The following is a 19413-nucleotide window of genomic DNA, read 5'->3' as shown; positions in this document are numbered from 1 at the left end:
TGACGATCTGCTGGGAGGTGTGGTGAGCGGAGGTACTGGCACGCTCCCGGGCGCCGCGGCGCTGACCCAGGTCGGCCGGCTCGCGACGCTGTCGTGGGAAGTCCTGCGCGCGATCTTCAAACGCCCCTTCCAGGCCCGCGAGTGGATCCAGCAGTGCTGGTTCTTCGCGAGTGTCACGATTCTCCCGACGGCGCTGGTGGCCATCCCGTTCGGCGCGGTGATCGCCCTGCAGCTCGGCTCGCTGACGGCGCAGATCGGGGCGCAGTCGTTCACCGGCGCGGCCAGCGCGCTGGCCATCGTGCAGCAGGCCAGCCCGCTGATCACCGCGTTGCTCGTCGCGGGCGCCGGCGGCAGTGCCGTCTGCGCGGACATCGGCGCGCGCAAGATCCGCGAAGAGATCGACGCGATGGAGGTCCTCGGCGTCAACCCGATCCAGCGGCTGATCGTGCCGCGCGTGCTGGCCGCGATGGTCGTTTCGGTGCTGCTGAACGGCTTGGTCAGCGTGGTCGGCGTGCTCGGCGGCTACTTCTTCAACGTCGTCCTGCAGGGCGGCACCCCCGGCGCGTACCTGGCCAGCTTCAACGCCCTCGCCCAGGTGCCGGACCTGTGGATCAGCGAGATCAAGGCGCTGCTGTACGGCTTCGTCGCCGGGGTCGTCGCCGCCTTCCGCGGGCTGAACCCGGCAGGCGGGCCGAAAGGTGTCGGTGACGCGGTCAACCAGGCCGTCGTCATCACGTTCCTGCTGCTGTTCCTGATCAACGTCGTGCTCACCGCGATCTACCTGCGGATCGTCCCGCCCAAGGCGATGTGATGACGGCCGTCGACACCGACCGGACGCTCGAATACATCGCGCGCCCGGGCCAGAGCCTGGAAGGGCTCGGCAAGCAGCTGGCGTTCGCGGCGAAAGCGCTCGCCTGGTCGCCGCGCACGATCCGCCGCTACAGCCGCGAGACCCTGCGGCTGCTGACCGAGGTCTGCTTCGGCACCGGCGGCCTCGCCGTCATTGGCGGCACGCTCGGCGTGATGATCGGGATGACCCTGTTCACCGGCCTGATCGTCGGCCTCCAGGGCTATTCCGCGCTGAATCAGCTCGGCACGGCCGCGCTCACCGGCTTCATCTCCGCCTACTTCAACACCCGCGAAGTCGCGCCGCTGTCGGCCGGGCTCGCGCTCTCCGCCACCGTCGGCTGCGGCTTCACCGCCCAGCTCGGTGCGATGCGGATCTCCGAGGAGATCGACGCCCTGGAAGTCATGGGCGTGCCGAGCATGCCGTACCTGGTGACGACCCGGGTGCTGGCCGGGGTCGCCGCGGTGATTCCGCTGTACGCGGTCGGCCTGCTCTCGAGCTACCTCGCCTCGCGGCAGATCACCATCTGGCTCTACGGCCAGTCCGCGGGCACCTACGACCACTACTTCACGCTCTTCCTGCCGCCCGGCGACGTCCTGTGGTCGTTCGGGAAGGTGATCGTGTTCAGCGTGCTGGTGATCCTGTCCCATTGCTATTACGGCTTCCACGCCAGCGGCGGCCCGGCCGGGGTGGGCGTGGCGGTGGGCCGCGCGGTGCGGACGTCGATCGTGCTGATCTCGGTGCTGGACTTCTTCCTGTCCCTCGCCATCTGGGGCGCCAACACCACGGTGAGGATCTCGGGATGAGGCGCGAGCTGTGGCAGCGGCTCCGGTACCAGGTGCTGGGGCTCGTCTTCCTGCTCGTCGCCGCCCTGTTCATCGCGCTCACCCTCGCCGTCTACAACAAGGCGTTCACGCCGGTCACGCTCGTGAAGCTGGAGACCGACCGCGTCGGCAGCCAGCTGCGCACCGGCGGCGACGTCAAGGTCCGCGGCATGCTCGTCGGCGAAGTCCGGTCGGTGCTGGCGAAGGGCGACCACGCCGAGCTGGAACTCGCGCTGGATCCGGACAAGACGCACGTCATCCCGAAGAACGTGGCCGCGCGGCTGCTGCCGAAGACGCTTTTCGGCGAGCGGTACGTGGCTCTGCAGCTGCCGGAGACATCCCAAGGCCCGATCGAGGCCGGTGACGTCATCCCGCAGGACCGCAGCAGCGCGGCGATCGAGCTGCAGAAGGTCCTCGACGACGTGATGCCGCTGCTGCAGGCCGTCCAGCCCGAAAAGCTGTCGAGCACCCTCACCGCGGTGGCGACCGCGCTCGACGGCCGGGGCAAGCAGCTCGGCGAAACGCTCGCCGGGCTGTCGGACTACCTCGGCAAGCTCAACCCGTCACTGCCGGACATCAAGGCCGACATCACCGGGCTGGCGAACGTCGCGAACACCTACGACAAGGCCGCGCCGGACATCCTGCAGGCGTTGTCGGACCTGACGACCACGACCCGGACCATTGTCGACCAGCGCGCGCAGCTGGCCGACCTCTACGCCACGGTCACCGCAGCCTCGGTGGATCTCACGAGCTTCCTGCAGGTCAACAAGGACAACCTGATCCGGCTCACCACGGCGATCCAGCCGACGCTGGACGTCCTCGCCAAGTACGCGCCCGAATACCCGTGCTTGATGCGGCAGCTCGCCGAGTCCGTGCCGCGGGCGGAGCTGGCGTTCGGCAAGGGCACCGCGCACCCCGAGGTCAGCCGGGTCACCATCGAGTTCGCCGCCAGCCGCGGCAAGTACCTGCCCGGCGTCGACGAGCCGAAGTACGAGGACAAGCGCGGCCCGCGCTGCTACCCGAGCGTGCCGCACCCGGGGGTGTGGCCGCAGTACCCGCCGGACGGCGCGATCAAGGACGGCTCCAGCAAGCCCCCGCCGCCGAAGTACCCGCCCGAGACGCTGCCCGCCGGCGGCGGCGCCATCGGCGGCGACGGCACGATCGTCGGCTCGGCCTACGAGAACGACCTGATCGACCTGCTCGCCTCGCCCGCGCTCGGCACCGCGCCGGGTGAGGTGCCGGGCTGGGCGGGCCTGCTCGTCGGGCCCCTCTACCGCGGGGCGGAGGTGGAGCTCAAGTGAGGAGTTTCCTCCCGTCGCTGATCAAGCTGGGGATCTTCGCGGTCGTCACCGTGCTGCTCACCGGGATCCTGGCGGCCACCATCGCGAACACGAACTTCGGCGAGACGGCGGGATATCTGGCCAAGTTCACCGACGCGTCCGGGCTCAAGGAAGGTGACGACGTCCGCATCGCCGGGGTCAAGGTCGGCCAGGTCGACACCATCGCGGTGGTCGAGGGCGAGCGGAATCTCGCCGAGGTCCGGTTCGACGTCGAGCACGCCTACCGGCTGCCGGAGACGGTGACCGCGACGATCAAGTACCGCAACCTCGTCGGCCAGCGCTACCTGGCGCTCGGCACCGACGTCCCGGGCGACAAGACGTTGCCGGACGGTGGCACGATCCCGCCCGAACGCACCAAACCCGCGTTGAATCTGACTGTGCTGTTCAACGGGTTCAAGCCGCTGTTCAAGGCGCTGAGCCCGAAGGACGTCAACCAGCTCTCGGCCGAGATCATCAGCGTCTTCCAGGGCGAGGGCGGCACGATCACCAGCCTGCTGCAGCACACCGCGTCGCTGACGACGGCGATCGCGAGCAAGGACCAGGTGATCGGCCAGGTCATCGCGAACCTCAACACGGTCCTCGGCACGGTCAACGCCCACGGCCCGCAGCTCGGCGACCTCATCGAGCAGACGCAGAAGCTGGTCAGCGGGCTGGCCGAGCAGCGCAAGCCGATCGGCGACGCGGTCAGCGCGCTCGGCGACCTCGCCGTCTCGACCACCGGGCTGCTCGCCGACGCGCGTCCGGCGCTCAAGGACGACGTCGCGCAGCTCGGCGTGCTGTCGCAGAACCTCGGCGACTCCGGCGTACTGCTCAACCACCTCCTCGAGGTGCTGCCGGGCAACCTGCAGAAGTTCACCCGGACGCTGAGCTACGGCAGCTGGTTCAACTACTACCTGTGCGGGATCACCGGCACCATCGGCATTTCCTCGCTCGACATCACCCTGCCGATCATCCCGATCCCCGGCACCCAGCGCGCGGAGAGGTGTGGTCCGTGAAGCCGCTGAAAGAACGCAACCAGGCCGCGGTCGGCGCGGTGGCGCTCGTGTTGATCGTGCTCGTCACGGCCACGACGTACTTCTCCGACCAGCTCCCGTTCTTCGGCAACGGCACGACGTACTCGGCGTACTTCGGCGAGTCCGCCGGGCTGGCGGCGGACAACGAGGTCGAGGTCGCCGGCGTCAAGGTCGGCACGGTGTCGTCGGTGAAACTCGTGGGCAAGCAGGTCCTGGTGAAGTTCCGGGTCAAGGACGTCCGGGTCGGGGACGCGACGACGGCGTCGATCGAGATCAAGACGCTGCTGGGGGAGAAGTACCTGGCGCTCGACCCGAAGGGCGGCGGCGCGCAGGAGCCCAACGACACCATCCCGCAGGCCCGCACGCGCACGCCGTTCCAGCTGCAGGACGCCTTCGAGCAGCTGTCGACGACGGTCGGCGACATCGACACGAAACAGCTCGCGGACAGCTTCAACGCCCTCTCGGACAGCCTCAAGGACAGCCCGCAGTACCTGAAGGACACGCTGACCGGGCTGTCGTCGCTGGCGAAAACGGTGTCCTCCCGGGACGCCGACCTGCACACGCTGCTGGCCAACACCAGCCAGGTGTCGAAGACGCTGTCCGATCGCAACGCCCAGCTCCAGCGCGTGATCAGCGACGGCAACCTGCTGCTCACCGAGCTACAGAACCGGAAGCAGGCCATCAACGCCCTGCTCACCGGCACCCAGCAGCTTTCGCAGCAGCTGACCGGGCTCGTCCAGGACAACCGCGACCAGCTCAAGCCGACGCTGGACAAGCTGAGCAAGGTCACCGACATCCTGCAGCGCAACCAGGGCAACCTCGACAAGAGCCTGCAGCTGATGGCGCCGTTCGCCCGCGTCGGCGCCAACGCCACCGGCAACGGCCGCTGGTTCGAGGGCTACCTGTGCGGGCTGCTGCCACCGACGATCACCGTGGGCGGGCTGCACATCAACCCCGAAGGCTGCACCCCGCCGATCGCGGCGCCGAACCAGGGGGTGGGCGGCCGATGACCATCCACACGACCCGAGGCCGCAGCCTGGTGACGTGGCTGGCGTTCGCCTGCGTCCTCGCGCTGCTCGTCACCGCGGGGCTGTACCTGGTGTTCCGGTCGTCGAACGGCACCAAGCTCTCGGCGTACTTCGGCAAGACCGTCGGGCTGTACGCGGGTTCGTCGGTGCGGGTGCTCGGCGTGCCGGTCGGCCAGGTCACCGACGTCACGCCCGAAGGTGACGCGGTCCGCGTGGACATGGAGGTCGACGGTGCCCAGCTGCCGGCCGACGTCGGCGCGGTCGTCGTCGCGCCGAGCCTGGTCAGCGACCGGTACGTCCAGCTGACCCCGGCCTACGACAGCGGTCCCGTGCTCGCTTCGGGCACGGTGCTCGCGAAGAACCGGACGGCGACCCCGGTCGAGCTGGACGACCTGTATTCGAGCCTCGACAAGCTGTCGACGGCGCTGGGCCCGAACGGGGCCAACAAGGACGGCGCCCTGTCCGGCGTCCTCGACACCGCGGCGAACACGCTGAAGGGCAACGGCGCTTCGCTGAACTCGACGGTCGGGCAGCTGGCCGAGCTGGCCAAGACCCTCGACGGCTCGAAGGACGACCTGTTCTCCACCGTGCAGAACCTGAACTCCTTCACCGGCGCCCTGGCCCAGAGCGACCAGCAGCTCAACGAGTTCTACGGCCGCGTCGCCGACGTCAGCCGGTTCCTCGCCGCCGACTCGAACGACGTCGGGGCGGCCCTGCAGTCCCTGGGTGGCGCCCTCGGCGACGTCCAGCAGTTCGTCAACGACAACAAGACGGCCCTGGAATCCAATGTGGACAAGCTGGCGTCGCTGTCGAAGGTCCTCGTCGACCAGCGCGCCGCGCTCGCCGAGGTGCTCGACATCGCGCCGACCGGCGCCACGAACTTCATCAACTCCTACGACGCCGCTTCAGGCACCATCGCCGTCCGCGACAACCTGAACGAGCTGACCAACCCGCCGATCCTCACGGTGTGCCGGCTGATCAGCTCGTTCACGCCGAAGGAAGTTCCCGACACGCTGGGAAACATCTGCAAGCAGCTGGCGCCGGTCCTGGACGGCGCCTTGAAGCTGCCGTCGATCCCGCAGGTGCTCAACTCGCTGCAGAACGGGACGCTGCCGCCGTTGCCGCTCCCGCTCGTCGACGTCATGGAACAGCTGTCCGGCGGTGCGAAGTGAAGGGGCGCAGGCGGATCGCCGGGGCACTGGCCGGGGTGCTCGTGCTGGCCGGCTGCAGCGACGGCGGGTTCAACGGCCTCTACGGCACGCCGCTGCCGGGCGGCGCGGACGTCGGCGACCACCCGTACCACGTCACCGCTTTGTTCACCGACGTCCTGGACCTCGTGCCGCAGTCCAGCGTCAAGGTGAACGACGTCGCCGTCGGGCGGGTCGACAAGATCACCCTGACCCCGGACACGCGCTCGGCGCTGGTGGCGATGACCGTCAACGGCGACATCGCGCTGCCCGCCAACGCGCGTGCCGAGCTGAAGCAGTCGTCACTGCTGGGGGAGAAGTTCGTCGAGCTGAGCGTGCCGACCGCCGAACCCGCATCGGGGAAGCTCGCCGAAGGCGGGCAGATCCCGCTCGGGCGCACCAACCGCAACCCCGAGGTCGAGGAGGTGCTCGGCGCGCTTTCGCTGCTGCTCAACGGCGGCGGTGTCGAGCAGATCCAGAAGATCAGCCACGAGCTCAACGACGCACTGTCCGGCAACGAGCCGGAAATCCGCGCGTTACTGTCCAGAGTGGACGAACTGGCCACCCAGCTCGACGGGCACAAGACCGAGATCCTGCGGGCGATCGACGGCCTCGCGAAGCTCTCGCACACCTTGACCGGCCAGACCCAGAACCTGACGAACGCGCTGGACAATCTCGCGCCGGGCCTGAAGGTCGTCACGGACCAGCGTGACCAGCTCGTGGGCATGCTGAACGCCCTCAACACCTTGTCCGAGGTCGCGGTGGACACCGTGACGAAGAGCCGGGACCACCTAGTAGCGAACCTCAAGGCCCTGCAGCCGACGCTGACCAAGCTCGGCGAGGCGGGCCAGAACCTGCCGAACGCGCTGCAGATCCTGCTCACCTACCCGTTCCCGGACTACGCGGGCAACGTGATCAAGGGCGACTACGCGAACGTCGAGGCGAACGTGAACCTCGACCTGGACGTGCTGATCTCCAACTTCGCGAACTCGTCGCAGCCGCCGATCGCGCTGCCGTCCGGGCAGCCGTCCGCGGTCGCGCCGCCGCTGCCGCTGCCCGACCTGGGGACCGTCCCGCCGGCCGCCGGGCCGAACCTGCTGGGCGGGCTGCTCGGCCTGATCGGGGGCGGCCGGTGACCCGCAAGATCCGGATCCAGCTGTTCGCGTTCGTCGTCATCGCCGTGGTGTCGGTGGTGTACGCCGGCGGCCGGTACGCCGGGCTGGACCGGCTCTTCGGCAACCGCGGCTACGTCGTCACGGCCCAGCTGACCGATTCCGGCGGCATCTTCGTCAACTCCGAGGTCGCCTACCGCGGGGTCACGGTCGGCCGGGTGACGTCGATGACGCTGACCGAGCACGGCGTCGACGTCGCCCTCGACATCGACGCGGGCGCCCCGGACATCCCGGCCGACGCGCAGGCGCAGGTGGCCAACCGCTCGGCGGTGGGGGAGCAGTTCGTCGACCTGCTGCCCCTGCACAACGGCGGCCCCTTCCTGAAGGACGGCTCGGTGATCACGGCGGACAAGACGTCGCTGCCGCCCTCGCCCGACACGGTGCTCACCCACCTCGACGACCTGGTCGCGAGCGTGCACCCGGAGTCGCTGCGGACAGTCGTCGACGAGACGTACAACGCGTTCGCGGGGGCGGGGCCGGAACTGCAGCAGCTGCTCGACAGCACGGGCTCGCTGACGGCCGTGGCCGCGCAGTACGTGCCGCAGACACAGGGGCTGCTGGCGAACTCGCGGATCGTGCTCGGCACCCAGGAGCGCCAGGCGGCGAACATCACCGACTTCGCGTCGGGTCTTCGAACGATCGCCGGTCAGCTCAAGAAGTCCGATCCGGACCTGCGGCGCGTGATCGCGCAGGCCCCTCAGCTGAGCCGCCAGATTTCCGACGTGCTGGCGGCGTCCGGCACCGACCTGGGCGTGCTGTTCGCCAACCTGCTGACCACGGCCCAGATCACGACGTCCCGGAAGGACTCGATCGAGGAGCTGCTGGTCGCGTACCCGATCATTTCGGCCTTCTCGCCGTCGACCTCCCCGGACGGCACGGGCCACCTGGGCGTGGTGTTCAACTTCTTCGACCCGGCTTCGTGCACCAAGGGGTACGAGGGGACGAAGCAGCGTCCGGCGAACGACGAGACGGAAGCCCCGGTCAACATGAACGCGTACTGCGCCGAGCCGCCGGGCAGCCCGACCGGGGTGCGCGGAGCGCAGAACGCGCCCTACGCGGGGAAGCCGCCCGCCATCCCGGCGGCGCCCCAGCAGCAGGCTGCCGCTTCTTCGCCGGCGCAGCTGCCGGGGATGCTGAGCCTGCTCACGGGGCCGTCGTCCGGTGGGCTCGGCCGGTTGCTGGGCGCGCCGTGAAGCTGCGTCTCCTGGCGGTCCTGGCGTTCTTGTCGGTCCTGGCCGCGGCGTTCGCGGGCTGGTCCTGGTGGCGCGCGGCTTCGGACGATTCCTCGGCACGCGGCCGTGAGCGCGACGCGGTGCTCGCCGCGGCTGGGCCTTTTCTGGTCACGTTGAACACGATCGACTACCGCACGGCGGCGGCGGACGTCGACCGCTGGACAGCGGCGACGACGGGCCAGTACGGAAAGGACCTGGCGGGCGACCGCCAGCTGCAGATCGACCGGGCTTCGTCCTCCCGCACCGTCTCATCCGCCTCTCTGGTCCAAGCGGCGGTGACGGAGATCGACCCCGCTCGCGGGACGGCGCGTCTCCTGGCGGTGCTGGACGTCCGCGTGTCGACGGCAGGGGCGCCCGCTGCGCAGCGCTTGAACCGCCTGACGGTGGACGTGTCCCGCTCCCCGGACGGCTGGAAGATTTCCGGAGTCCAGGCGGCGGGCTCATGACCCGGCTGCTGGTCCTGGTGGTGGCGCTGGCCCTGGGCTGCACGGCGTGGTTCGGCATCGAGGCGGCTTCGCTGTCTCCGGGCGACAACCAGGCTTTGGTGGACCTTTCCGCCACTTCGGACGTTTCGTCTTCGGTCAGTGACGCGGTGAAGGCGGTGTTCTCGTACGACTACGCGAACCTGCCCCGCACCGAGCGGGCGGCCGAGGAGGTCCTGACGGGCGACGCGGTGCGGCAGTACCAGACCCAGTTCGCTTCGGCCCGGACCCGGGCGACCTCGGAGAAACTGATCCGCACGACGACGGTCCGCGCGATCGGGGTCCGGTCGTTGCGCGGGGACTCGGCGGACTTGCTGCTGTTCCTGGACCAGCAGACGGTGGCCCAGGGCGGGGGAGCGCCGACGTCGTCGGTGGCCCAGCTGGCGGTGACGGCGAAGCGCGTGGACGGCCGCTGGAAACTGGCGAACCTGACGGCGCTCTAGCCGTCCCAGACCGCCGCGCCCTGGCGGAGAACCTCCACATCGGACCGATCCGCGACCGGCCACAGCTCCACCACGTACCGGTAGTGTTCCCCGAACTCGTGCTCGTTCCACGTCACCGCAGGCGGCTCGGCCGGGACATACGACACCCGCGCCCGGTACAACCCGGGCAGGACCGAAAAGAACTTTTCCTGCGACGGGTAGTCAGCCGGTCCGGAAATCACGAGTTTGCCGCTCGGAACCGGAAGATCCGCTTCCACCACGTGCTCGGCGGAAGGCGACAACGCCGGCGGCGAGGGCAGCAGCGTCACCGAAGACTCCACCACGTCCGAGCGTGCCGTCGCGATGGCGAGACCGCCCGGCTCCGCCCCGATCCGGTGAAGCTCCACCGCTTCCGACGTCCAGCCGCTGCCCGTCAGCCGCGACCCGGAATCCCGGACGGTGAACTGGCGCTGGTCGGCGTGGACGACGAGATGCACACCAACCACCCTAGCCAGGACCCGCCCCGAAATGGTATCGACGGCGGGTTTAGCGTTGACGCCATGACCACTGCTTCCGTCGACGTCGACACGGCCCGCAGCGACTACGCGGCCCTGGTCGGCCGAGGCCTCTCCCTGGACATCACCCGCGGCAAGCCGTCCCCCGAACAGCTCGATCTTTCGAACGCGCTGCTCTCCCTTCCGGGCGACGGCACCTTCAAGGCCGAGGACGGCACCGACGTCCGCAACTACGGCGGCCTCAACGGCCTGCCCGAGCTGCGCCGCATCTTCGCCGCCGCGCTGCAGGTGCCCGCCGGGCAGCTGCTCGCCGCCGGCAACTCGAGCCTCGAGCTGATGCACGACGCCGTCGTCCAGGCCCTGCTGAGCAAGCTGCCCGGCGCCGAGCGGCGCTGGGCCGACGAGCCGCAGGTGAAGTTCCTCGCCCCCGTCCCGGGCTACGACCGCCACTTCGCGCTCACCCAGCGCTTCGGCATCGAGCTCGTCCCGGTCGACATGACCGACGAGGGCCCGGACATGGACGTCGTCGAGACGCTGGTCGCCGAGGACCCGGCCGTCAAGGGCATCTGGTGCGTCCCGAAGTACAGCAACCCCACCGGGGTCACGTTCAGTGACGACGTCGTCAAGCGGCTCGCCACCATGCGCACCGCGGCGGGCGACTTCCGGATCTTCTGGGACAACGCCTACGCCGTGCACCACCTCACCGACGACGAGCCGGAGCTGGCCGACCTCCTGGCCCTGGCCACCGAGGCGGGCAACGCCGACCGCGTGTTCGTCTTCGGCTCCACCTCCAAGATCACCCTCGCCGGTGCCGGCGTCGGCTTCTTCGGCGCCTCCGAGGCCAACCTCGCCTGGTGGACCGGCAACACCGGCAAGCGCACCATCGGCCCGGACAAGGTCAACCAGCTGCGCCACGCGCACTTCCTCAAGGACGAGGCCGGTGTGCGCGCCCACATGCGCAAGCATGCCGAGATCATCGGCCCGAAGTTCGCGGCCGTCGACCGGATCCTCACCGAGGAGCTGGCCGACCTGGCGTCCTGGACCAAGCCGACCGGCGGGTACTTCATCACGCTGACCGTCCCGCAGGGCACCGCGAAGGAGGTCGTGCGGCTGGCGAAGGAAGCCGGGGTCGCGCTGACCCCCGCCGGGGCGACCCACCCGCACGGGAACGACCCGGCCGACGCCGTCATCCGGATCGCGCCGACCTTCCCGAAGCTCGAAGAGGTCGAAGAGGCCGTCCGCGCGCTCGCCGTGTGCGTCCGGCTCGCCGTCGCGCAGCGCGGCTGACCTGGGGAAACGCAAGTCGATCAAAATTTTTCCCGTTTTGACCGAGCCGGGGGACGCCCAGGTACGTATGACCGGTGGGTGAGGTGGACGAACTCGTCACGAGAGGACGTCCCCCGGTGTTCGGAAAACGCTACACGGAGCAGCTGATCGAGCGCAGCGCGGAGAACGCGACCGACCGCCGCCGCTTCCTCAAGGCTGCGGGAGCGGCGGGGCTCGGCGTCGCGGGTGCCGGTGCGCTCGGCACGGCGCTGTCGCTGGGTCTCGGCTCGGCAGGTGCCACACAGCAGTACGGAGCTCAGGGAGGTGACAAGGGGAAGGAGGCGGCGAGCGACGCCGCGGTGCTGAACTTCGCGCTGAACCTCGAGTACCTCGAGGCGAACCTCTACTCCTTCGCCGCCTACGGCTACGGGCTGAACGAGAAGTACGTCAACGGCGTCGGCAACCTCGGCAAGGTCTCCGGCGGGCACGGGGTGCAGTTCAAGAGCGAGCACACCAAGCAGATCGTCCAGGAGATCGCCGGCGACGAGGTCGCCCACGTCAACTTCCTGCGGAAGGCGCTCGGCAAGGGCGCGGTCGCCCAGCCGGAGATCGACTTCCAGAACAGCTTCACCGCGGCCATGCAGGCCGCGGGGGTGATCAAGCAGGGCCAGACGTTCGACCCGTTCGGCAGCGAGAACAACTTCCTGCTCGCCGCCTACCTGTTCGAGGACGTCGGCGTGTCCGCCTACAAGGGCGCGGCTCCGCTGGTGAACAACAAGACGTTCCTCGACGCGGCGGCGGGCATCCTCGCGGTCGAGGCGTACCACGCGGGCATCATCCGCTCGGCGCTGTTCGAGCGCGGCCTCGGCGACATCACCAACAAGATGTCCGACGCCCGCGACAGCCTCGACGGCAAGGCCGACGACGACGAAGGCGTGATCAAGGACGGCAAGGCGAACCTCGTCCCGACGGACGCGAACGGCATCGCGTTCGGGCGCTCCGCCGAGCGCGTGCTCAACATCGCCTACCTCAACCCGGACAAGGTGTCTTCGGGTGGCTTCTACCCGCGCGGCCTGAACGGCGACATCGCCACCAGTGGTGCGAAGGAGAAGTAGGCCCCGCGTGCCGCCGCCGCGGTAACGTCACCGGCGGCGGCACGGGGAGTCGAGGGGGCGCGAAGTGCGGGTACTGGTCGCGGGTGGCGGGATCTCGGGCACGGTCACGGCGATGGCGCTGAAACTCGCCGGGCACGAGCCGGTCGTGTACGAGGCCCACCCCACAGGCGGGGACGACGTCGGCGCGTTCCTCACGATCATGCACAACGGCATGGACGCCCTGCGCGCGATCGGTGCCGACCGGCCGGTGATCGGCAGTTCGTTCGCGGCGTACGGCGTCGAGCTCGTCGCCCCGGACGGGGAGACCATCGGACGGCAGGAGTTCGACACCGAAGGCCTCGACGGGCCGCGCACCCTGACCCGCGCGACGCTCTACCGCGTCCTGCAGGACGAGGCCGCGCGCCGCGGTGTCCCGCTGGAGCGCGGTCGCCGCCTGGTGAACGCGCGGCCCGGCCCGGACGGCGTCACGGCGGAGTTCGCCGACGGCACCACCGAAACGGGTGACGTGTTGGTCGGCGCGGACGGCTTGCGGTCGGTGGTCCGGCGGCTGATCGACCCGGCCGCAGAGGAACCCCGCTACACCGGGCTGACCGTCGTGTACGGCTACACGCGCGCGGGCGGCCTGCCCGCCGCGCCCGGGATCTACCGGATGATCCGCGGCAGCCGGGCCGCCTTCGGGTTCACCACGGATCCGGACGGCGCCACGTTCTGGTTCGCCCGCATCCCGGACGCCGAGCGGCCCCGCGAGGAGATCGCGTCGGTCACGCCGGCGGGCTGGCGCGAGTTCGCGCACGCGGCGTTCGACGGCGATCCGTTGCCCTGCACGGACATCGTCGCGGCCACCGGCGACGAGGTCTTCGGCGGCCACTCCTACGACGTCCCGGAGACCCGGACCTGGTCGACACCGGCGATGGTCCTCGTCGGCGACGCCGCCCACGCCGCGTCTCCGGCCGCGGGCCAGGGCGCGTCGATGGCGCTGGAGGACAGCGTCGTGCTGGCGCAGTGCCTGCGCGACCTGCCGGACCCGGCCTCGGCTTTTGCCGCGTACGAGGGGTTGCGGCGGGAGCGGGTGGAGAAGCTGGTGAAGGCGAGCGCGGGCGGGGACGTCGGCGAGGAGCGCGGCTGGCTGTACTCGCACCACATCGACTGGGAATCGAAGATCACCGTTTAGGAGTCTGCCGCGGCTTGTCGTGAGTGGTAATTAGGGTTCTAACCCGAATTACCACTCACGAGCGGGAGCCGCAGGAGTCGCGGACGACCAGTTTCGTGGGCAGCAGCACCGGTTCCGGGGCCGTCGCCGACTCGAGCATCGCCATGAGCGCGCCCGCCGCCGCGGTGCCGAAGCCCGGCTTGTCCTGGGCGACCGTCGTCAGCGCCGGGTCCACCAGTGACGCCACTTCGATGTCGTCGAACCCCACCACCGCCAGGTCCGCCGGCACCCGCAGCCCGGCCGCGCGGGCCGCCAGCAGCGCGCCGACCGCCATCTCGTCGCTGGCCGCGAACACCGCCGTCGGCGGCTCCTTGCGGGCCAGCAGCCGGCGCATGCCGACGAAGCCGCTCTCGCGGTAGAAGTCGCCGCCGACCACCAGGTCCTCCGACACCGGCAGCCCGGCTTCGGCCAGCCCGCGGCGGTAACCCTCGGTGCGGGCGGCCGCGGGCGCGTTTCCGCGGGGGCCGGTGATCGTCGCGATCCGGCGGTGGCCCAGCGCCGCCAGGTGCCGGACGGCCTCCGCCGCGCCCCCCGCGTTGTCCGACGTCACGTGCGTGGCCCGCGGCCCGGAGAGCGCGACGTCCAGTGCGACGCACGGCAACCCGGACTGGGCGAACGCGGTGAACGCGTCGGCGTCCGTCCCGCTGTCGATGAGCACCAGCCCGGCCAGGTGGTGCCGGCGGGTCATGCTCACGTAGCCGATCGGGTCGGCCAGCGACACGCCCGGGTGGCGGTCCCGGGCGTCGTCGCTCGTCGCGAGCAGCAGCAGGTGGTAGCCGTGCGAGCTCAGCGCGGATTTGAGGCCCAGCAACAGGTCCTGCAGGAACGGGTGCCGCCAGCCGGGCCGCCGGTGGTCGGTGTCCCAGACCAGCCCGACCATCGCCGACTGCTGCCGCGACAGCGCGCGCGCCGACTCGTTCGGCGAGAAATCGAGGTCCCGCGCCACGCGTTCGACGCGTTCGCGCGTCGTCGCGCTGACCGTGGCGGGGCGGTTGAACACCCTCGACACGGTGGCGACGGAAACCCCGCAGAGCTGCGCGACCTCGCGGGCGGTAACCATGGCGACCTCCGGTTCTTGTAACCGGTTACATCTGTAGCACACGACCTCTGACTGCGTAAACGCTGCCACGCTTTATCATTTCGTTACTTGACGGAAGGGTGCTGGGAGCGCTCTCATGGGACCCGCGTTTTCCGACCGCTAGAACAACGGAGATCTCATGCGCCCGAAAACGACAAACCGCCGGATCCGCCTGCTCGCCGGGGTGGGTGCCACCCTGGTCGCGCTCACCGCGCTGAGCGCCTGCGGGGACAGCGGTGCCGCCGGTGGCAAGATCAAGCTGAGCCTCGGCCTGTTCGGCAACTTCGGCTACACCGACCTGATCAAGGAGTACCAGGCGGCGCACCCGGACATCGAGATCACCGAACGGACCGCCGCCTACTCCGACCACCACAAGAACCTCGCCGCGCACCTGGCCACCGGCGCCGGCGCCGCGGACGTCGAGGCCATCGACACCGGCTACGTCGCCCAGTTCAAGGCGACGCCGGACAAGTTCGTCGACCTCAACACCGTCGGCGGCGACAAGCTCAAGGACCGCTGGCTGGCCTGGAAGTGGGCCGCGTCGCTGGGCAAGGGCGGGCAGCAGATCGGCTACGGCACCGACGTCGGCGGCCTGGCCATCTGCTACCGCCGCGACCTCTTCGAGCAGGCCCAGCTGCCCGCCGACCGCGACGCCGTCTCCGCGCTCTGGCCCACCTGGCAGGCGTTCTTCGAGACCGGCAAGCGGTTCCAGGCGAAGGCGCCGAACGGCGTGAAGTTCATGGACGGCGGCCCGACCGTGCTCAACGCGATCGTCGGCCAGGCGCCGCAGGGCTACTACGACCAGAACGACCAGGTCATCGTGGGCAGCAACCCGGCGCTGCGCCAGGGCTGGGACCTCGTGGTCGACGCGGTCAAGGCGAACCTGAGCGCCGGCCTGCTCTACAGCACGCCGCAGTGGAACACCGGCTTCACCCAGGGCCAGTTCGCCACCGTGACGTGCCCGGCGTGGATGATGACGAAGATCAAGGACCAGGCGCCGGACACCGCGGGCAAGTGGGACGTCGCGGCCGTGCCGGGTGGCGGCGGCAACTGGGGCGGCTCGTACCTGACCGTGCCGAAGTCGGGCAAGCACACCAAGGAAGCCGCCGAGCTGGCCGCCTGGCTGACCGCGCCCGAGCAGCAGGCGAAGGTGTTCACCAGCAAGGGCCTGCTGCCGTCGGCGCCGTCGCTCTACGACGACCCGAAGATCACCGGCTACACCAACCCCTTCTTCAACAACGCGCCCGTCGGCAAGGTGTTCACCGACGCGGCGAAGAAGCTGAACCCGCAGTACCAGGGCCCGAAGGCGGGCGACGTGCAGACCGAGTTCGGCAACGCGATGCAGCGCGTCGAGCAGGGCAAGCAGGACGGCCCGGCGGCGTGGGACCAGCTGGTCGGCGACGTCTCGAAGATCAAGTAATGGCGCTGACCTTCGCCGAGCGGCGGCAGAAGTGGGACGTCAAGCTGTCGCCGTTCGGCTTCATCAGCCCGTACTTTCTGATCTTCGGCGTCTTCGGGCTGTTCCCGCTGCTGTACACGGCGTTCGTGTCGCTGCAGAAGCGGAACCTCATCGACGCCGAGGGTGCGACGTTCATCGGGTTCGGCAACTACGAGCAGCTGCTGTTCCACGACCCGTACTTCTGGAACGCGATGGGGAACACGGTCAGCCTGTGGCTGCTGACCACGGTCCCGCAGATCCTGTTCGCGCTCGGCATCGCGCACCTGCTCAACCGGCGGCTGCGCGGGCGGATGTTCTTCCGGATGGGGATGATCCTGCCCAACATCACCTCGGTGGCGGCGGTGACGATCATCTTCGCGCAGCTGTTCGGCCGGGACTTCGGGCTGGTCAACTGGGTGCTGAGCTGGTTCGGCGCCGGGCAGGTCGACTGGCAGGCCGGCACCGCCAGCTCGCACACCGCCATCGCGGCGATGGTGGTGTGGCGCTGGACCGGCTACCACGCGCTGATCTTCCTGGCGTCGATGCAGGCGATCCCGTCGAGCATGTACGAGGCCGCCACCCTCGACGGCGCGCGCGGCTGGCAGCAGTTCTGGCGGATCACGGTGCCGCTGCTGCGGCCGCAGATCATCTTCTCCACGGTGATCGCGACCACCGGCAACATGCGGCTGCTCGCCGAGCCGCTGCTGTTCAACCCGGGCACGGCGGCCGCCACCGGCGGGTCGGACCGGCAGTTCCAGACCGCCGCGCTCTACCTCTACGAACAGGGTTTCGCCAAGTACGACTTCGGCTACAGCTCGGCGATCGCGCTGATCCTGGCCGTGGCCACGATGCTCGTCGCGGGCCTGTCGTACCTGGTGACCCGGCGCATCCAAACGGACTGAGGAGCGGACATGACCACCGTGCTGACCCCGGCCGCGCCCGCGCCGCCGGCCGCCTCGCCCGGGCGGTTGCGGCGGATCTCCCGGCGGGTCGCGAGCCCGTGGACCTACGCCGCGCTCATCGCGATCCTGGCCGGCTCGGCGTTCCCGGTGTACTGGTCGTTCGTCGTCTCCTCGCAGACGACGGAGGCGGTCGGGAAGGTGCCGCCGGTGCTCGTCCCCGGCGGGCACCTGTTCGAGAACATCGCGCGCGTCTTCGACGAGACGGACTTCGCGCTGGCGCTGGGCAACTCGCTGATCGTCGCGGGCACGATCACCGTCTCGGTGGTGCTGTTCTCGACGCTGGCCGGGTTCGCCTTCGCCAAGCTGCGCTTCCGCGGGCGGACGGCGCTGCTGCTCGTCGTGGTGGCCACCCAGGCGATCCCGACCGAGCTGGGCGTCGTCCCGCTGTACATGATGATGGCCGACTTCGGGTGGGCCGGGCAGCTGCAGGCGGTGATCGTGCCCGGCCTGGTCACCGCGTTCGGCGTGTTCTTCATGCGCCAGTACTTCGAGCGGGCGCTGCCGCTGGAGCTGCTGGAGGCGGGCCGGATGGACGGCTGCGGCTCGCTGCGGCTGTTCTGGCACGTGGCGCTGCCCGCCGCCCGCCCGGCCGCGGCGGTGCTCGGGCTGTTCACCTTCATGCAGGCCTGGAACGACTTCTTCTGGCCGCTGGTGGTGCTGGTGCCGGAGAACCCGACCGTCCAAACCGCACTGTCCACCCTGGCCAGCGGGTACACCACCGACTACACGCTCGTGCTCACCGCCGCCACCATCGGCACCGTCCCCGTCCTGATCGTGTTCCTGCTGTTCGGCCGCCAGATCGTCGGCGGCATCATGCAGGGCGCGCTCAAGGGCTGACCCACCCGGAGCTCACCGTGACTTCCAGCGACAACCGGGGCTTCGCCCCGGGCCGGGGGCTTCGCCACCCGGACCCCCGAAAAGCGAGTTTTCCGCCCGCCTTCCGCTGGGGCGTCGCGACCTCGGCGTTCCAGATCGAAGGCGCCACCACCACGGACGGTCGCGGACCGTCCATCTGGGACACCTTCGCGGCGGTCCCCGGAGCGGTGGCCGGCGGCCACACCGGGGAACCGGCGGCCGACCACTACCACCGCTGGCCCGCGGACCTCGACCTGCTCGCCGGACTGGGCGTCGACGCCTACCGGTTTTCGGTGTCGTGGCCGCGGATCCAACCCGACGGGCGCCACGTGGAGTACCGGGGCCTCGCCTTCTACCGGCGGCTGGTGGAAGGGCTGCGGGAGCGGGGGATCGAGCCGTTCCTGACGCTGTACCACTGGGATCTGCCCCAGGCCCTGGAGGACGCCGGTGGCTGGCGCTCGCGGGACACGGCGTACCGGTTCGCCGAGTACGCGGCCCTGGTGCACGAGGAACTCGGCGACCTCGTCGACTTCTGGACGACGCTGAACGAGCCGTACCCGTGCGCGGTCGCGGGCTACGGCGAAGGCCGCCACGCGCCGGGCGCCAGGGAGGGACACGGCGCGCTGGCGGCCGCCCACCACCTGCTGCTCGGCCACGGCTTGGCGGTCCGGGCGATGTGCGAGCGGGCGGCGCTGCCGCACCAGTTCGGCATCGTCCTCAACCAGTCGCCGGCGGTCCCGGTCTCCGACTCGCCGGCCGACGCCGCGGCGGCCGCGCGCCAGGACACCCTGCTGCGCCGCCAGTTCACCGACCCCCTGTTCGGCGGCCGTTACGCACCGGGCCTGGCGGCGATGTTCGACGGCGTCTCGGACTTCTCGTTCCGCCACGACGACGACCTGGAAACCATCGGGGCGCCCCTGGACTACCTGGGCGTGAACTACTACTACCGCGTGCACGTCGCGGACGCCCCGCACCGCGAACCGGACCCGGCGGCGCGGACGGTGGCCGACATCGGGGTGGACACTTCGCGCCTGCCGGACGTCCCGCGGACCGGGATGGGCTGGCCGGTCGAGCCGGAGGGCCTCACGGAAGCCCTGGTCGGCCTGCACAACCGGTACCCGGGGCTGCCGCCGGTGTACGTCACCGAGAACGGCTGCGTGTACGCGGACCGGAGCGATTTCGCGGACTACGAGCGGATCAGCTTCCTGAGCGAGCACATCGAGGCGGCCCGCACGGCGGCCGCGGCCGGGGTGGACCTGCGCGGGTACTTCTGCTGGTCGCTGCTGGACAACTTCGAGTGGGCGCACGGGTACAAGCCCCGCTTCGGCCTGGTCCACGTCGACTACGAGACGCAAGCGCGCACCCCGCGGTCGAGTTACCGCTGGTACCGCGACTTCATCGCGGCCCAGCGCACGCCGTGAGAAACC

At 70.0% G+C, this 19413-nt stretch carries 19 protein-coding genes; 17 read left to right on the top strand and 2 right to left on the bottom strand.

From position 1 onward, the window contains the following. Positions 1-22: 22 nt before the first annotated feature. Genes ACWED2_RS07560 through ACWED2_RS07515 form a run of 10 tightly spaced genes read left to right on the top strand, consistent with a single transcriptional unit; the run spans position 23 to position 9568 of the window. The gene (locus ACWED2_RS07560; protein ID WP_449689622.1) at positions 23-811 is read left to right on the top strand and encodes an MlaE family ABC transporter permease; all 789 of its coding nucleotides are present in this window, start codon (positions 23-25) and stop codon (positions 809-811) included. Continuing rightward, the gene (locus tag ACWED2_RS07555; RefSeq protein ID WP_449689621.1) at positions 811-1653 is read left to right on the top strand and encodes an MlaE family ABC transporter permease; all 843 of its coding nucleotides are present in this window, start codon (positions 811-813) and stop codon (positions 1651-1653) included. Before ACWED2_RS07560 ends, ACWED2_RS07555 begins: the two co-directional genes overlap by 1 nt. Continuing rightward, entirely contained in the window at positions 1650-2972 is a 1323-nt protein-coding gene (locus ACWED2_RS07550; protein WP_449689620.1) for an MCE family protein, read from the top strand. The genes ACWED2_RS07555 and ACWED2_RS07550 overlap by 4 nt, the downstream gene beginning before the upstream one ends. After that, entirely contained in the window at positions 2969-4006 is a 1038-nt protein-coding gene (locus ACWED2_RS07545; RefSeq protein ID WP_449689619.1) for an MCE family protein, read from the top strand. Before ACWED2_RS07550 ends, ACWED2_RS07545 begins: the two co-directional genes overlap by 4 nt. Beyond that, complete coding sequence (locus ACWED2_RS07540) at positions 4003-5034, top strand: MlaD family protein (protein WP_449689618.1); 1032 nt, start codon at positions 4003-4005, stop codon at positions 5032-5034. The genes ACWED2_RS07545 and ACWED2_RS07540 overlap by 4 nt, the downstream gene beginning before the upstream one ends. Beyond that, the gene (locus ACWED2_RS07535) at positions 5031-6224 is read left to right on the top strand and encodes an MCE family protein (RefSeq protein WP_449689617.1); all 1194 of its coding nucleotides are present in this window, start codon (positions 5031-5033) and stop codon (positions 6222-6224) included. Before ACWED2_RS07540 ends, ACWED2_RS07535 begins: the two co-directional genes overlap by 4 nt. Continuing rightward, positions 6221-7375, top strand: a complete 1155-nt coding sequence (locus ACWED2_RS07530; protein ID WP_449689616.1) for an MCE family protein — start codon at positions 6221-6223, stop codon at positions 7373-7375. The genes ACWED2_RS07535 and ACWED2_RS07530 overlap by 4 nt, the downstream gene beginning before the upstream one ends. Then, positions 7372-8604 carry an MCE family protein gene (locus ACWED2_RS07525; RefSeq protein ID WP_449689615.1) on the top strand — a complete coding sequence of 411 codons (1233 nt, stop codon included), beginning with the start codon at positions 7372-7374 and terminating at the stop codon, positions 8602-8604. Before ACWED2_RS07530 ends, ACWED2_RS07525 begins: the two co-directional genes overlap by 4 nt. Then, positions 8601-9089, top strand: coding sequence for a hypothetical protein (locus tag ACWED2_RS07520; RefSeq protein WP_449689614.1), 489 nt, complete (start codon positions 8601-8603; stop codon positions 9087-9089). Before ACWED2_RS07525 ends, ACWED2_RS07520 begins: the two co-directional genes overlap by 4 nt. Next, entirely contained in the window at positions 9086-9568 is a 483-nt protein-coding gene (locus ACWED2_RS07515) for a hypothetical protein (protein ID WP_449689613.1), read from the top strand. The genes ACWED2_RS07520 and ACWED2_RS07515 overlap by 4 nt, the downstream gene beginning before the upstream one ends. Here the strand turns inward: ACWED2_RS07515 and ACWED2_RS07510 are convergent. Beyond that, positions 9565-10044, bottom strand: coding sequence for a hypothetical protein (locus tag ACWED2_RS07510; RefSeq protein ID WP_449689612.1), 480 nt, complete (start codon positions 10042-10044; stop codon positions 9565-9567). The two genes, ACWED2_RS07515 and ACWED2_RS07510, sit on opposite strands and share 4 nt — an antisense overlap. Positions 10045-10107: 63 nt before the next feature. Here ACWED2_RS07510 and ACWED2_RS07505 point away from each other — a divergent pair, with 63 nt between their 5' ends. The 3 genes from ACWED2_RS07505 (at position 10108) to ACWED2_RS07495 (ending at position 13614) form a co-directional block, all read left to right on the top strand. After that, entirely contained in the window at positions 10108-11349 is a 1242-nt protein-coding gene (locus ACWED2_RS07505; RefSeq protein WP_449689611.1) for an aminotransferase class I/II-fold pyridoxal phosphate-dependent enzyme, read from the top strand. Positions 11350-11465: 116 nt separating this feature from the next. Further along, positions 11466-12443, top strand: coding sequence for a ferritin-like domain-containing protein (locus tag ACWED2_RS07500; RefSeq protein ID WP_449689610.1), 978 nt, complete (start codon positions 11466-11468; stop codon positions 12441-12443). Positions 12444-12507: 64 nt separating this feature from the next. Continuing rightward, entirely contained in the window at positions 12508-13614 is a 1107-nt protein-coding gene (locus ACWED2_RS07495; protein ID WP_449689609.1) for an FAD-dependent oxidoreductase, read from the top strand. A 55-nt stretch (positions 13615-13669) separates the two neighbouring features. On the opposite strand, the gene ACWED2_RS07490 is transcribed toward ACWED2_RS07495, so the two are convergent. After that, positions 13670-14713, bottom strand: coding sequence for a LacI family DNA-binding transcriptional regulator (locus tag ACWED2_RS07490; RefSeq protein ID WP_449689608.1), 1044 nt, complete (start codon positions 14711-14713; stop codon positions 13670-13672). Between the two features lie 157 nt (positions 14714-14870). Here ACWED2_RS07490 and ACWED2_RS07485 point away from each other — a divergent pair, with 157 nt between their 5' ends. The 4 genes from ACWED2_RS07485 to ACWED2_RS07470 are packed head-to-tail and all read left to right on the top strand — an operon-like array spanning position 14871 to position 19407. Then, the gene (locus ACWED2_RS07485) at positions 14871-16151 is read left to right on the top strand and encodes an ABC transporter substrate-binding protein (RefSeq protein WP_449689607.1); all 1281 of its coding nucleotides are present in this window, start codon (positions 14871-14873) and stop codon (positions 16149-16151) included. Beyond that, entirely contained in the window at positions 16151-17071 is a 921-nt protein-coding gene (locus ACWED2_RS07480; protein WP_449689606.1) for a carbohydrate ABC transporter permease, read from the top strand. The genes ACWED2_RS07485 and ACWED2_RS07480 overlap by 1 nt, the downstream gene beginning before the upstream one ends. Positions 17072-17080: 9 nt before the next feature. After that, positions 17081-17968, top strand: a complete 888-nt coding sequence (locus ACWED2_RS07475; RefSeq protein ID WP_449689605.1) for a carbohydrate ABC transporter permease — start codon at positions 17081-17083, stop codon at positions 17966-17968. A 17-nt stretch (positions 17969-17985) separates the two neighbouring features. Next, positions 17986-19407, top strand: a complete 1422-nt coding sequence (locus ACWED2_RS07470; protein WP_449689604.1) for a GH1 family beta-glucosidase — start codon at positions 17986-17988, stop codon at positions 19405-19407. The last annotated feature ends 6 nt before the right edge of the window (positions 19408-19413 follow it).

The organism is Amycolatopsis sp. NPDC005003, assembly GCF_053600695.1.
Note: the sequence above shows the minus strand (reverse complement) of the source record. Positions and strands in the feature narration are given on the sequence as shown.